Source organism: Pseudomonas sp. gcc21, from assembly GCF_012844345.1.
Classification (GTDB): Bacteria; Pseudomonadota; Gammaproteobacteria; order Pseudomonadales; family Pseudomonadaceae; genus Halopseudomonas.
Genome location: NZ_CP051625.1, coordinates 3,650,681 through 3,664,467, shown reverse-complemented (window position 1 = coordinate 3,664,467; position 13,787 = coordinate 3,650,681). Strand labels below are relative to the sequence as shown.

The window sequence follows — 13,787 nt, the reverse complement described above, 5'->3', positions numbered from 1 at the left end:
AAGGTAGTTCACCGGAAAATGAAACCAACGCTCGTCCTCAAGATGGGGCAGCAGCTGACCATGACGCCTCAGCTGCAGCAGGCCATCCGTTTGCTTCAACTTTCCAGCCTGGATCTTCAGCAGGAGGTTCAGGAAGCGCTCGAAGCCAATCCGTTGCTTGAAATGGCGGATGATGGCGATGACGATTTTTCTGGCGATACCAGCAATAACGCGTCCGATCACGATGACGCCCCGGCGGTCACCCTGCCCGAGCCCGTCGCGCTTGATGCCATCGAACAGCACGGCCAGGCGCAGGAAGAAGGTAGCTGGAACGAGCAGATACCCAACGAACTGCCCGTCGACACCCAATGGGAAGACGTTTATCAGACCTCAGCCAGCTCGCTGCCCAGTAACGATGACGAAGACTGGGACTTCACCTCGCGCACCGGCACCGGCGAAACCCTGCAAAGCCACCTTGAATGGCAGCTGAACCTGATTCCCATGTCCGAAACGGATTATCAGATCGCCGTAGCGCTGATCGATGGGATCAACGCTGACGGCTATCTGCAGGAATCGCTGGAGGACATCCTTTCCTCCCTCGACCCTGAGCTGGAAGCAGATCTCGACGAAGTCGAAATGGTGCTTCACAGACTCCAGCAGTTCGAGCCGGTTGGCGTGGCTGCCCGTGACTTGCGCGAATGCCTGCTGCTACAACTACGCCAGTTACCAGCTGACACCCCCATGCTCGAGCAGGCCCGGCGGGTGGTCGACAATCACCTTGAACTGCTCGGAAGCCGCGACTTCACCCAACTGATGCGCCGTTCGAAGCTGAAAGAAGATCAGCTGCGCGACGCCATTGCGCTGATTCAGACGCTCAATCCCAGGCCCGGTTCGGAAATCGCCTCCGGTGAGGCCGAGTACGTTATTCCGGACGTCATCGTGCGCCGCGACAGCAACCGCTGGGTGGTCGAGCTGAACCAGGAATCGGTACCCAAGGTGCGGGTCAATAACACTTACGCCTCCATGGTGCGCCGCGCCGATAGCAGTAACGACAACACCTACCTGCGTAATCATCTGCAGGAGGCGCGCTGGTTCATCAAGAGCCTGCAGAGCCGCAACGAGACGCTGATGAAGGTCGCTACGCAGATCGTCGAGCATCAACGCGGATTCCTCGAGCATGGCGAAGAGGCGATGAAGCCACTCGTGCTGCATGACATTGCCGAGGCAGTCGGCATGCATGAATCGACAATATCGCGCGTCACCACGCAGAAGTTCATGCACACCCCGCGCGGAATATTCGAACTCAAATACTTTTTCTCGAGCCACGTAAGCACCAGCGAAGGTGGCGAGTTTTCATCAACCGCCATCCGCGCGCTGATCAGAAAACTGGTTGCGGCTGAAAACCCGAAGAAACCATTGAGCGATAGCAAGATCGCTGGTTTACTGGAGGAACAGGGTATTCACGTGGCCCGCCGGACTATTGCCAAATACCGGGAATCACTCAACATCGCTCCTTCGAGCGAACGCAAGCGACTGGTTTGACAGTATAAGGAATCAAAGTGGCACCACCGGGTGATCGGGTTCACCCAGTAACATAAAGCCAATCAGGAGAAGCCGTATGCAACTCAATATCAGCGGTCACCAACTCGAGCTCACTGACGGATTACGTGATTACGTCACTGAAAAAATGGCACGCATCGAGCGGCATTTCGACAAGATTACGAACGTCCAGGTCATCCTTGAAGTTGAAAAACTGCGCCAGAAGGCCGAAGCCATTCTTCATGTTTCCGGGGGGGAGGTGGTCGCCAATGCAGAACATACTGACATGTATGCGGCAATTGACATGCTGATCGACAAGCTTGATCGCCAGCTGATCAAGTACAAGGAAAAGAACCTCAATCGCCTACAAGGCGTCAACGACCGCTAAGGCCAACAACGCCGCGTGACCATGCAAATAAACCATATCCTGACCCCCGAGCGCACCTTTGCAGGTGTGCAGGGGGCATCCAAGAAACGTGTGCTGGAGCTGATCGGCAAATTGGTCTCCCAGCACACCAACCTGGATCCCGACGCGATTTTCGAAAGCCTGGTTGCCCGGGAGAAACTCGGCTCGACCGGATTCGGACATGGCATAGCCATTCCCCACTGCCGCATGCCTGGATGCACGCAAGCGATAGGCTCACTGTTACAGCTCGACAGCAAGATCGATTTCGACGCCCTGGATGGCGAACCGGTCGACCTGATATTTGTGCTGCTGGTGCCGCAGGAAGCGACTGAAGAACATTTGCAGATTCTCAAGATGCTTGCAGAGAAGCTCGACCAGCAAGCGCTGCGAGAAGCCCTGCGCCAATCACCCGATGCCCAGACTCTCTATGAAGTGATGGTCGGCACCGACGAGGGGAGTTAACGAACCATGCGCCTGGTTGTGGTCAGTGGCCGGTCCGGCTCCGGCAAAAGTACCGCACTGCATCTGTTGGAAGACAACGGTTTCTACTGCATCGACAACCTGCCCGCCGGGTTGCTTCCCGAACTGGCCAGACAGGCCAACGACACCGACCAACATCTGCCGAAGGTAGCGATCAGTATTGATGCGCGTAACCTGGCGAGCGACCTCGAGCGCTTTCCCGAGATATTACAGAGGGTACGCGATACCGGTATTCGCTGTGATGTGCTGTTTCTCGCGGCTACCGACGAAGTGCTTATCAAGCGCTTCTCGGAAACGCGCCGCAAACACCCGCTGACCGATGAAAGCAAATCCTTGGGCGAAGCCATTGCGGCGGAGCTGCGCCTGCTCGAGCCGATCATCGACCTGGCCAATCTCAAGATCGATACCAGTCATCTGACCTTGTACCAGCTGCGCGATCTGCTTAAACAACGTCTACTCAGCAGCGACGGTAATGCCCCCTCGGTACTGATCCAGTCGTTCGGATTCAAACGTGGCGTACCGGTCGATGCTGACCTGGTGTTCGATGTGCGCTGCCTGCCCAACCCTTACTGGAAAGCCGAGTTACGCCCGTTTTGTGGCAAGGACAAGGAAATCTGTGATTACCTTGAAGGGGAGCAGGAAGTTCAGGAGATGTATCAGGACATTTACAATTTTCTGGCGAAGTGGCTACCCCGCTACGCTGCCGGCGAACGCAGCTATATGAGCGTCGGCATTGGCTGTACCGGCGGGCATCACCGCTCCGTTTATATTGCCGAGCGCCTGGTCCGGGAGCTGAGCGCGCATACCCCCAACCTGCAAATACGACACCGCGACCTGCCCTGACATGCCAAAAGCCAACCTCGAGATCATCAACAAGTTAGGTCTGCACGCACGGGCAGCCGCTAAATTCGTCGGTATAGCGAACCGTTATGACTGCGATATCCGCATCGGTTGCAACGAGGATCAGATGGTCAATGGCAAAAGCATCATGCAGGTGATGATGCTGGCTGCTAGCAAGGGTACCGAGATCTGCATCGCCTGCGAGGGCCAGCAGGCTGACCAGGCCATGCAAGAGCTGACGGCACTGGTCAACAACTACTTTGAGGAAGGCGAGTAGCCGAAACGCGTACTACTCACCACCCACTGTCATGCCATCCACTAGCCAGCTGCCGGTCAGATAATTACCGCGCCGTTCTTCATCCGCACCAACACAGCGCAAATTGGCGAACATGTCCCGCAGATTGCCGGCAATAGTCACTTCCTTCACCGGGAAAGCGATCTCACCGTTTTCGACCCAGAACCCACCGGCGCCGCGGGAATAGTCGCCTGTCACGCCATTCACGCCCTGCCCCATCAGCTCGGTGACCAGCAAACCGGTGCCCATTTCCTTGAGCAAGACATCCATACCACCCGGAACATTGCAGGACACGTGCAGGTTGTTGACACCACCTGCATTGGCTGTGCTCGGCAAGCCCAGCTTGCGCCCGGAATAGGTGCCCAGAATCCAGCTTTGCAACACGCCACGCTCGATGAAGGATTTCTCTCGCGTCGCCAGGCCATCGCCGTCGAAGGCAGTACTGCCCAGCGCCTGCTTCAGATGGGGACGTTCATCAATGGTCACCCACTCGGGGAATACTGGCTGACCCAGCGCATCCAGCAGGAACGTGGATTGCCGATAGACGGCTCCGCCAGCAATGGCGCCGACGAGGTGCCCAAGTAACCCGGCAGCCTGATCCGCAGCAAAGAGCACCGGGACCTTGGCGGTCTTGATCGACCGCGCACCCAGTCGCGACAAGGTACGCTCGGCCGCTTTGCGACCGAGCGCCTCGGCAGTCGGCAAGCGCTGCGCAATCCGGTCGACACCGTACCAGTAATCGCGCTGCATACCCTGCGCATCAGCCGCGATGGTCAGAGTCGCTACGCTGTGCCGCGTTCCAATCGAGCTGCCAATGAACCCGTTGCTGTTACCGTAGACTCTGCAACCCTGGTGGCTGCTTACATGCGAGCCATCGCTGCTCAGCCGGCTGTCCAGCGAAAGCGCTGCCGCCTCGCTGTCCAGGGCACGCTGAATGGCCTCTTCGGCGCCCAGCTCCCAGGGATGGTACAGGTCCAGATCCGGCAGATCCCTGGCCATCAGGTCAGGATCGGCAAGCCCGGCAAAAGGATCTTCAGAGGCGTGACGGGCGATAACCAGGGCGGCTTCGATAGCTGACCGAATAGCCTCATCGGAGGTATCCGATGTGCTGGCAGAGCCCTTGCGCTGACCCGAATACAGCGTAATACCAAAGCCCTGATCACGATTGAATTCAACGTTTTCCACTTCGCCCTGGCGTACGCCGACGGAGAGGCCGGTGTTGTGGCTTACGACCACCTCGCAGGCTGAAGCGCCCTGACGTTTCGACTCGTCCAGAATGAATGCCACACGCTGCTCGAGAGCAGTTTGCAACGCCTGGGGATCATCGTTCCGGGTAGGCAGGTTATCAGTCATAAGTTCTCCTTTGTGGCCGCCATTGTACTCCGGACAGTCGCAGTGTGAACGGGTATCATGGCGCATCGAACAGACCCGGCGAAAGGCCGTAACGGAATCACCATGACAGATTTTCACGACGAAGAGCAGAATGACGAAGACGAGGGCAAAAGCAAAACCCAGGTTAAACGCGAGCTGCACGAGCTGCAGGAACTTGGCCGCCGCCTGACCGAGTTGAAGCCCGCTCAACTGGATAAACTCGAGCTGACCGACAAGCTGCGCCGGGCGCTCGACGAAGCACACCGGCACACTGCACGCGGCGCGCTTAAACGCCACCTTAGCTTTGTCGGAAAGCTGATGCGTGATCAGGATATCGAAGCCATACAGGCCTACGTCGACCGACTGGACAGCAGCAGCCAGGCGCACGCCCAGCACTTTCATCAACTCGAACGCTGGCGTGACCGGCTGCTGACCGGCAAACCGGAAGAACAGGACGCCTTTATCGCACTCTATCCGGAAACCGATCGCCAGCAGCTTCGGCAACTGGTTCGTCAGGCTTCCAAGGAAACGGCAGAGAACAAGCCGCCGGCCGCATCACGCAAGTTGTTCAAGCTGATCCGCGGGATAGTGGAAGACGACGAGTGAGATAATCCCACCAGGCCTGCGTCGATTGGCGAAAGCGGCGCGCGGCTGCTAGCTTCAGAAGTCGTAGACCTGACGCTGAGGCTCCACGTGAATATTGCCCTGCCACTCCCGCGTATAGAAAATGCGTTACACCACGACGAGATCCAGGAAAAAGCCAGCCTGCTCGACGGACTGCTGCAACCCACCGCCCGGATTGATTCCAAATATTTTTACGATGACGCCGGATGCCAGCTGTTCAACCGCATCTGCGAACTCAACGAGTATTACCCTACCCGTGCTGAAGCCGGCATTTTCCGCCGTTATGCCAGCGACATAGCCAACGCGCTGCCAGCCGGCGCGCAGTGGGTCGACCTGGGATGTGGGGACTGCGGCAAGTCGCGTCAATGGCTCCAGCAGGTTTGCCCTGAACGTCTGGTCGGAGTCGATATTGCCGGCGATTTCCTGCAAAGCTCGCTGATTGAAGTGGCCGCTCACAACCCGGATGTCGAATGCATTGGGGTTGTCAGCGATTTCACCCGTGATCTTGAGCTGTCCAACCTGCTCGGCGAATGTCCCGACGCACCGCCGGTATTCTTCTACCCCGGCTCGTCGATCGGCAATTTTGCCCGCCCCGACGCGCTTCGGCTTCTGCGCAATATCCACCGCGACTGCGGCACGCATGGCAGGCTGCTGATCGGTGTTGACCTGGTCAAACCCGTCGAGATCCTTGAGGCAGCCTACGACGATGCGGCGGGTGTCACCGCGGAATTCAACCTGCACGTCCTGGACGTGGTGAATCAGAAAATCGGATCGGACTTTGACCGCGCTAATTTCCGTCACCGGGCCCGGTACGACGGCGCGCACAACCGCATCGAAATGCAGCTGGTAGCCCAGCGAGACCACCGCGTCGAGCTTGGCAACCAGGCCAGCCGCTTTTTCCACGCCGGCGAGCATGTACTTACCGAGTATTCGCACAAGTACACCCCGGACGGCTTTCGCGACATGCTGCGCGAAGCAGGCTTCGCGCAAAGCCGGTTCTGGACTGATCCCTACCGCTGGTTTGGCGTCTTTCTTGCGGAGCCTGGCCTATGAGCATGCATCAACCCGTCACTCGCTCGACCCGGCTCGCGGCGCGCTTTCATGAGGTACGCCAGTACTCCCTGTCTCTGGTTGAAGGCCTGACGGCGGAAGACTGTCAGCTGCAATCAATGGCCGAAGCCAGCCCGGTCAAATGGCACCTGGCGCATACCAGCTGGTTCTTCGAAACCTTCATTCTGTCCGGCATGCCAAACGCACCCGCGACGTTCGACCCTGCGTACAAGGTGCTCTTCAATTCCTATTACGTAGGCGTGGGCGCGCGCCATCTTCGCGCAGAGCGGGGAATGTTATCCCGACCCTCCCTGGACGAAATACTGGCTTACCGCGCCCATGTCGATTGTCATATGCGAGCGGCACTCGACGGCGGCGCGCTGTCTGACGATGCCCTGAACCTGATCGAGCTGGGACTGAATCATGAACAACAGCATCAGGAACTGATACTCACCGACCTGAAACATCACTTCTCATTGAATCCGCTATTACCGGCATGGCGCTCGGGCTCGGCAGACGGAGCGACGAATGATGAGCAGTCGGCCAATACCTTTGTCGCCATTGACGGTGGGCTGGTCGACATTGGACATCGCGGTAAAGCCTTCTGCTTCGACAATGAGCGCCCGCGGCACAAGGTCTGGCTCGAACCCTTTGAACTTACCCGGCGCAACGTCAGCAATGGCGACTACCTCGCGTTCATGGCAGAAGGTGGCTACGAGCGCCCTGAACTGTGGCTCTCGGACGGCTGGGACATGGTCTGCAACACGCAGATGCAGGCTCCCTTGTACTGGCGTCACGATGGCGAAAACTGGCGTCGCTTTACATTGCACGGCGAACAATTGCTCGATCACAGCGCCCCGGTGATGCATATCAGTTTCTATGAAGCCGACGCCTATGCACGCTGGGCCGGTGCGCGCCTGCCTACGGAGGCTGAATGGGAGTTCGCCGCAGCCGCAAACCAAGACCTGCGGGGTCTGTTTGACCAGGTCTGGCAATGGACCAATAGCGCGTACCTGCCCTACCCCGGCTATCAACCCGCGGCCGGCGCGGTTGGTGAATACAACGGCAAATTCATGATCAACCAGATGGTGCTGCGCGGCAGCTCCCTGGCTACACCGCCCGGGCATGCACGGATCAGTTATCGCAATTTCTTTCCGGCGTCGGCGCGCTGGCAGTTCAGTGGGTTGCGGTTGGCGCGATAGATCTCTGCGCCGGACCAACCTGGGGGTGTAGCGCGCCTGCGCTACGCCAAGCCTGCAACAACAGCAAACCTATAGGCGAGCCCCAACGCTGCGGCATACGACCCTTACCAATCTTGGCTGAAATCCACACACAAAAAAGGGCCGTCCCTTACGGGGCAGCCCTTCGAGATACCGCAACCGGCCTTAGTAGCCCAGAGCGAAGCTCTCTTCGTCCATATCCATCAGATTCGCAGAACCGGACAACATGGCGTCAACGTGCATGCGGGTACGCGGCAGGATGCGCTGGAAGTAGAAGCGCGCAGTCTGCAGCTTCGCCTTGTAGAAGGCTTCCTCGGACGTGCCCTCAGCCAGCTTCTCGGCCGCAACGCGGGCCATGTCCGCCCAGAAGTACGCCAGGCATACGTAACCGGAGTACATCAGGTAATCGACAGATGCTGCGCCGACCATTTCACGATCCTTCATCGCCGCCATACCGACCTTCATGGTCAGATCAGCCCACTCCTTGTTCAGCTGCGCCAGAGGTGCAACGAATTCGGCAGTTGCCTGGTTACCTTCCTGCGCCTGACAAAACTTGTGCACGATCTTGGTAAAGCCCTTCAGCGCCTCACCCTGGGTCATCAGGACCTTGCGGCCCAACAGATCCAGCGCCTGGATGCCGGTAGTCCCTTCGTACAGCATGGAGATACGTGCATCACGTACGTTCTGCTCCATGCCCCACTCGGAGATGAAGCCGTGGCCGCCATAAATCTGCACGCCGTGGTTGGCTGCTTCAAAGCCGACTTCGGTCATGAATGCCTTGGCGATCGGCGTCAGGAAGGCTAGTAGCGCATCAGCCTGCTTGCGTGCTGCTTCGTCAGGGCTGTTCTTGACGATATCGACCTGCTTGGCAGTGAAGTACACCATCGCCCGGTTACCCTCGGCGAAGGCCTTCATGGTCAGCAGCATACGGCGCACGTCGGGATGCACGATGATCGGATCAGCTGCTTTTTCAGGCGCCTTCGGGCCAGTCAGAGCACGCATCTGCAGACGTTCACGCGCGTACTTGATGCCACCCTGGAAGCCGACTTCAGCATGAGCCAGACCCTGCAGTGCAGTACCCAGGCGTGCAGTGTTCATGAAGGTGAACATGCAGTTCAGGCCCTTGTTCGGCGGTCCGATCAGGAAGCCGGTTGCCGCGTCAAAGTTCATCACGCAGGTGGCGTTGCCGTGGATACCCATCTTGTGTTCAAGCGAACCACAGGTCACACCGTTGCGCTCGCCCTTGTCGCCGTTGGCGTCAGGCAGGAACTTCGGAACGATGAACAGCGAGATACCCTTGGTGCCGGCTGGTGCGTCGGGCAGGCGGGCCAGTACGATGTGGACGATGTTCTCGGCCATGTCGTGCTCACCGGAGGAGATGAAAATCTTGGTACCGGAGATCTTGTAGCTGCCGTCAGCATTCGGCTCGGCCTTGGTACGCAGCATGCCCAGGTCGGTGCCGCAATGCGGTTCGGTCAGGCACATGGTGCCAGTCCACTGGCCGGACACCAGCTTGCTCAGATAGGTGTGCTTCTGTTCGTCAGTGCCGTGGGCGTCCAGAGTGTTCATGGCGCCGTGGGACAGGCCCGGGTACATGCCCCAGGACCAGTTCGCCTGACCGATCATTTCACTGACTGCCAGACCCAGCGACTCGGGCAGACCCTGACCGCCATGGGCTACGTCGTGTGCCAGGCTCGGCCAGCCGCCTTCAACGTACTGCGCGTAGGCTTCCTTGAAACCGGTAGGAGTAGTCACTCCTTCAGCGCTCCAGGTGCAACCTTCAGTGTCGCCAACACGGTTCAGCGGAGCGATGACCTGCTCGCAGAACTTGGCGCCTTCTTCCAGAATGGCGTTGACCATATCCGGGGTTGCCTCTTCACAGCCCGGCAGGCTCTTGTAGTGTTCTTCATAACCCAGAACTTCGTCGCGGACGAAACGGATGTCACGCAGGGGAGCCTTGTATTCTGGCATGGTAACTTGACCTCAACGGTTATATCGGGATTTCAAGAGCAGACGAACGCTGCAAACAGGGCTGCCAACGGCAGCATTCAAACAGACGTTTGAAACTTACGTTTACCGCACAGACATGTCAAGCCCACTCAGCAGGCATAGACAGGTATTTTTTGAATGGGACGAAGATGCGAATGCCAGACCGCCTGTACAAGACGGCCTGGTCACAGGGATCAGCGAGACTGATTGGATCGGGGGACGAGGCGTTGATTCAGACAGTGACGTCGAGCAGCGTGCCGAGCACTTCATTGGCTGTATCGATGACCGCTGCGCCGGCTTCAACTTCACGTTGGCCTTGCTGCAGCTCGACCAGATTGTCGACCAGATTCACCGGCCGGTTGGAGTCGACTTTGAGGGTCGCGGCAGGCTGGCCACTGGCGGGCTGAACGGGAACAGCCTGGGAGGCTGCAGGATCGGATTCCACACCACTGCGGGCTATTTCCGCCGCCGCTGTGTTCGCACGATACTGTCCCTGTCTGATGCTGTTCATGCCGGAAGATACGAGATCCAAGCTAGCCATGGCACTTTGCCTCCATTCAGCCGATAACGCCATTCAAGCACAGGCCGCAGCAAAAGGGTAGCAAAGCGTTCATAGCAGAACGCTGACATCCAGGTGCGCGGCGATTTCGTCAGCGGACGGCTGGTCAAGCCAGGGAACAACCCCCAGGCACGGCGCCTCGATCATTTGTCTGAGTGTCGCCAGGTTCTCATCCGGCCGGCTCATATCGGGATCTACCCGGTTTGCCACCCAGCCGGCCAGTACCAGACCGTCAGCCTTGATCGCTTCGGCCGTCAGAACCGCATGATTGATACAACCAAGCCGCATACCGACAACCATCACGACTGGAATGCCCAGCAGTCCCGCCAGGTCAGCCAAGGTTTGCTGGCCATTCAAGGGTACGCGCCAGCCGCCTGCACCTTCTACCAAGGTAAGCTCTGCGTTGCGCGCGAATACCGCATTGCAGCGGGACGACAACATCTCGGCCGACAGCGCCACGCCCTCTTCCCAGGCGGCGATATGCGGAGCAATGGCGGCTTCAAGCGCTACCGGGTTGATCAACTCATAGGGTAACGGTGGCTGGCATTGACTCATAAGCGCCAGCGCATCTTCATTGCGCAGTCCATCAGCGGTACGCTCGCAGCCAGCCGCCACGGGTTTGACCGCAGCCGTCGTTCGTCCACTCAGCCGCGCCGCATGGAGCAGCGCGGCCGCGATGGTGGTTTTACCAATCTCGGTATCGGTGCCGGTAATAAAGTAACGCTTGGCCATATTCAGTCCGGCGCCTACGCCGCCCCCTTTCTCAATACAATCTGTGCAACCTGATACGTAGCAGGCAAGCCCTTGTCATACCGGAACTGTTCATACGCTTCGGTTAGCGCGCGCAATCGTGCGCGACCGGTCAAACCGCCAGGGCGCCCCGGATTGACGTTGTGCGCGCCAAGCGCCTTGAGCTCCCGCGTCAATTCTCCCAATTGCTGGTAATGCAGAACATGCTGTTCTATCTCGCAGCCAACCTGCGCGAATCCGGTCCCGCTCAGCAGTTCACGCAACTCCGCTTCGGGCATGAAGCGGTTGACGTGAACGAAGCCATCGACTCGCTCCCAGGCCTGGCGCAGCTCGCCCAGCGAACCTTCAATCAAGGTATTGAATGCCAGGTAGCCGCCTGGGCGCAGCGCTTTATACGCCTCGCTTAAAGCTGACCGCAGGTCGGAGCACCATTGCAAAGCCAGACTCGAGAAGATCAGATCCTGCGAACCGGCGCGCACCGGCAGGGCTTCCGCATCTGCGGCAATCCAGGGGCCGCAACCGGGCGAGGCCATGCGGGCGAAGCGCAACATACCTTCCGCCAGATCAATGCCCAGCACGGGTTGGCCATAACGCTGTTGCAACGCGCGGGTGAAATAACCGGTTCCGCATCCTAAATCCGTGGTGTCTGCCGGATGAAAATCGACAGGCAGGCGCGCCAGCAGATTGCCGCCCACTGTGCGCTGAAATGCGGCGGCCTGGTCATAGGTCTCTGCGGCCCGTCCGAACGAGTCGGCGATACGGCGCTTGTCGATCGCCTGCTCAGTCATCGCCAGCCTGCAGAAACTCAGCGATCTGCTCCGCCAACCAGAGCGGTTGTTCCAATGGCAGGGCATGCCCGGCACCAGGATGTACCGCGACATGCGAATAGTCGTTTAGCTCCTTCAGCGCAGCTTCAACGGCAGCAGGAACCAGTGCATCCTGTGCGCCCAGACAATGCAGAGTTGGCAGCACGGAGCGTCGAAGAATGGCTCGACTATCAAGCACACCCAGAATCGCCAGGGCGTGCAGCCGCTGCTCATGGTCTGCGTCGTCCCACTGCATGGAACGGCTCAGTGCCTTGGGCTGATTGCTGCCCTGAGTAACCAGCAGGGCGAAACGCTTGAGCGTTTTGTCCGGTTCATCCCGGTAGTCAGCGTAAAAGGTCTTGAACGTATCGGCTGGCATCGCTTCGGCCCAGTCACGGCGGGTGACGAAACAGGGATTGCTGGCGATAGTGACCACGGCGCGAAATTTCTCGGGAAACCGGCGCGACAACTGCAGCGCCACCACGCCGCCAAGCGACCAACCGATCAGTACACCCTTCGGCAGCTGTTCACCCAGTTCAGCCAGGTCGGTCTCGATGCTGGACATCTGTAACGCTGGCAGGTCGCAACACTGAACCTGCGACCGAGGCAGGCGCTCAAGCAAGGCGCTGCGTAGCGGCTCCATGCTGGCAGCGGACATCGCCCAACCAGGCAACAGGGAAATATTGGTCATCAATCACACTCCGGAACGGCAGCTATGGCTTGTTTCAGCGCATCAAGAAGTTGCGCTACATCGCTCTCACTGTGCGCTGCGCACAGGGTTACGCGCAACCTGGCCGTCCCCCGCGGCACGGTCGGCGGACGAATTGCCGTAACCAGGATGCCGCGCTCGCGCAGTGCCGCTGACACCGCGACGGCACGCTCGCTGCTTCCAATAATGATCGGTTGAATGGGTGTGGGGCTGTTCATCAATTGCAGGCCCAGAGCGGACACGCCGGCGCGAAACTGCGCGATGAGCCGGCCGAGATGCTCGCGCCGCCAATTCTGCTCACGCAGTATCTGCAGGCTTTTCAAAGTTGCGCACGCAACGGCTGGCGGCTGACTGGTGGTGTAAATATAGGGCCGCGCAAACTGGATCAAGGTCTCGATCAGCTCCTCGCTGCCAGCGATAAAGGCGCCTGCGGTGCCGAACGCCTTGCCCAGCGTGCCGACCAGCACCGGCACCTCCTGCACACCGAGACCGAAGTGCTCGACGATGCCGCCACCTTGTCTACCGAGACACCCGAAGCCGTGAGCATCATCCACCATTACCCAGGCGCCCTTTTCCCGGGCCGCAGCGCACACCGCAGGCAAGTCAGCCAGATCGCCATCCATACTGAAAACGCCGTCGGTCACCACCAGCGTATTGCCGGCGCTCTTGGCCAGACGAGATGAGAGGCTTTGGATATCGTTATGCAGGTAGCGGGAGAAGCGCGCTCCGCTGAGCAATCCGGCGTCCAGAAGCGACGCGTGGTTCAGGCGATCTTCGAGTACCGTATCGCCCTGCCCGACCAGGGCTGTTACCGCACCCAGATTGGCCATATATCCGCTCGACATCAACAGTGCCCGAGGCCGGCCGGTAAATTCCGCCAGCGCTTCTTCAAGTTCATGGTGCGGCGTGCTGTGGCCAACAACCAGATGCGAAGCGCCGCCGCCGACGCCCCATTTGCGGGCGCCGTCGACAAAGGCATCGATCACCTGCGGATCATTGGCGAGGCCCAGATAGTCGTTATTGCAGAACGCGAGCAGCGGTTGCCCGTCGACTACTACCCGCACGCCCTGCGGGGCATCGAGTAGCGGTCTTTGACGATACAAATGCGCCGCCCGGCGCTCAGTCAGCCGGGCAGTCAGATCGAAGGACATGGTGGAAGCTCGTGAAAGG

15 protein-coding genes are annotated in these 13,787 nt (G+C 59.0%); 8 read left to right on the top strand and 7 right to left on the bottom strand.

Annotated features, from left to right (window positions below; genetic code table 11):
- Positions 1–18: 18 nt before the first annotated feature.
- From HG264_RS17045 to HG264_RS17025, 5 genes are all read left to right on the top strand, one after another.
- A complete protein-coding gene (locus HG264_RS17045; protein WP_169408716.1) occupies positions 19–1,521 on the top strand; it encodes an RNA polymerase factor sigma-54 in 1,503 nt (500 codons plus the stop codon).
- A 76-nt stretch (positions 1,522–1,597) separates the two neighbouring features.
- Positions 1,598–1,906 carry a ribosome hibernation-promoting factor, HPF/YfiA family gene (hpf, locus tag HG264_RS17040; protein WP_150302816.1) on the top strand — a complete coding sequence of 103 codons (309 nt, stop codon included), beginning with the start codon at positions 1,598–1,600 and terminating at the stop codon, positions 1,904–1,906.
- A gap of 21 nt (positions 1,907–1,927) precedes the next feature.
- Complete coding sequence (ptsN, locus tag HG264_RS17035) at positions 1,928–2,386, top strand: PTS IIA-like nitrogen regulatory protein PtsN (protein WP_169408715.1); 459 nt, start codon at positions 1,928–1,930, stop codon at positions 2,384–2,386.
- 6 nt (positions 2,387–2,392) lie between these two features.
- Positions 2,393–3,247: an RNase adapter RapZ gene (gene rapZ, locus HG264_RS17030; RefSeq protein WP_169408714.1), complete on the top strand. Its 855-nt coding sequence runs from the start codon at positions 2,393–2,395 to the stop codon at positions 3,245–3,247.
- A gap of 1 nt (position 3,248) precedes the next feature.
- Positions 3,249–3,521: an HPr family phosphocarrier protein gene (locus HG264_RS17025; RefSeq protein ID WP_169408713.1), complete on the top strand. Its 273-nt coding sequence runs from the start codon at positions 3,249–3,251 to the stop codon at positions 3,519–3,521.
- A gap of 12 nt (positions 3,522–3,533) precedes the next feature.
- Here the strand turns inward: HG264_RS17025 and pmbA are convergent, their stop codons facing one another.
- Positions 3,534–4,892 (bottom strand): metalloprotease PmbA, encoded by a 1,359-nt coding sequence (gene pmbA / locus HG264_RS17020; protein ID WP_169408712.1) that lies wholly within the window; start codon positions 4,890–4,892, stop codon positions 3,534–3,536.
- 102 nt (positions 4,893–4,994) lie between these two features.
- Between pmbA and yjgA the strand changes: the two genes are divergently transcribed.
- From yjgA to egtB, 3 genes are all read left to right on the top strand, one after another.
- Positions 4,995–5,516 (top strand): ribosome biogenesis factor YjgA, encoded by a 522-nt coding sequence (gene yjgA / locus HG264_RS17015; protein WP_169408711.1) that lies wholly within the window; start codon positions 4,995–4,997, stop codon positions 5,514–5,516.
- A gap of 87 nt (positions 5,517–5,603) precedes the next feature.
- A complete protein-coding gene (egtD, locus tag HG264_RS17010; RefSeq protein ID WP_169408710.1) occupies positions 5,604–6,587 on the top strand; it encodes an L-histidine N(alpha)-methyltransferase in 984 nt (327 codons plus the stop codon).
- A complete protein-coding gene (gene egtB / locus HG264_RS17005; protein ID WP_169408709.1) occupies positions 6,584–7,786 on the top strand; it encodes an ergothioneine biosynthesis protein EgtB in 1,203 nt (400 codons plus the stop codon). The genes egtD and egtB overlap by 4 nt, the downstream gene beginning before the upstream one ends.
- A 183-nt stretch (positions 7,787–7,969) precedes the next feature.
- Here egtB and HG264_RS17000 read toward each other — a convergent pair whose 3' ends face one another.
- From HG264_RS17000 to bioF, 6 genes are all read right to left on the bottom strand, one after another.
- On the bottom strand, positions 7,970–9,775 hold the full coding sequence (locus tag HG264_RS17000; RefSeq protein WP_169408708.1) for a phenylacyl-CoA dehydrogenase: 1,806 nt from the start codon (positions 9,773–9,775) through the stop codon (positions 7,970–7,972).
- Positions 9,776–10,025: 250 nt separating this feature from the next.
- A complete protein-coding gene (locus HG264_RS16995) occupies positions 10,026–10,334 on the bottom strand; it encodes a flagellar basal body rod C-terminal domain-containing protein (protein ID WP_169408707.1) in 309 nt (102 codons plus the stop codon).
- Positions 10,335–10,403: 69 nt separating this feature from the next.
- A complete protein-coding gene (gene bioD / locus HG264_RS16990) occupies positions 10,404–11,084 on the bottom strand; it encodes a dethiobiotin synthase (protein ID WP_169408706.1) in 681 nt (226 codons plus the stop codon).
- Positions 11,085–11,098: 14 nt separating this feature from the next.
- Positions 11,099–11,890 carry a malonyl-ACP O-methyltransferase BioC gene (gene bioC, locus HG264_RS16985; protein WP_169408705.1) on the bottom strand — a complete coding sequence of 264 codons (792 nt, stop codon included), beginning with the start codon at positions 11,888–11,890 and terminating at the stop codon, positions 11,099–11,101.
- Positions 11,883–12,599, bottom strand: a complete 717-nt coding sequence (locus tag HG264_RS16980) for an alpha/beta fold hydrolase (RefSeq protein ID WP_169408704.1) — start codon at positions 12,597–12,599, stop codon at positions 11,883–11,885. The genes bioC and HG264_RS16980 overlap by 8 nt, the downstream gene beginning before the upstream one ends.
- Positions 12,599–13,768, bottom strand: coding sequence for an 8-amino-7-oxononanoate synthase (bioF, locus tag HG264_RS16975; RefSeq protein ID WP_169408703.1), 1,170 nt, complete (start codon positions 13,766–13,768; stop codon positions 12,599–12,601). The genes HG264_RS16980 and bioF overlap by 1 nt, the downstream gene beginning before the upstream one ends.
- Positions 13,769–13,787 lie beyond the last annotated feature (19 nt).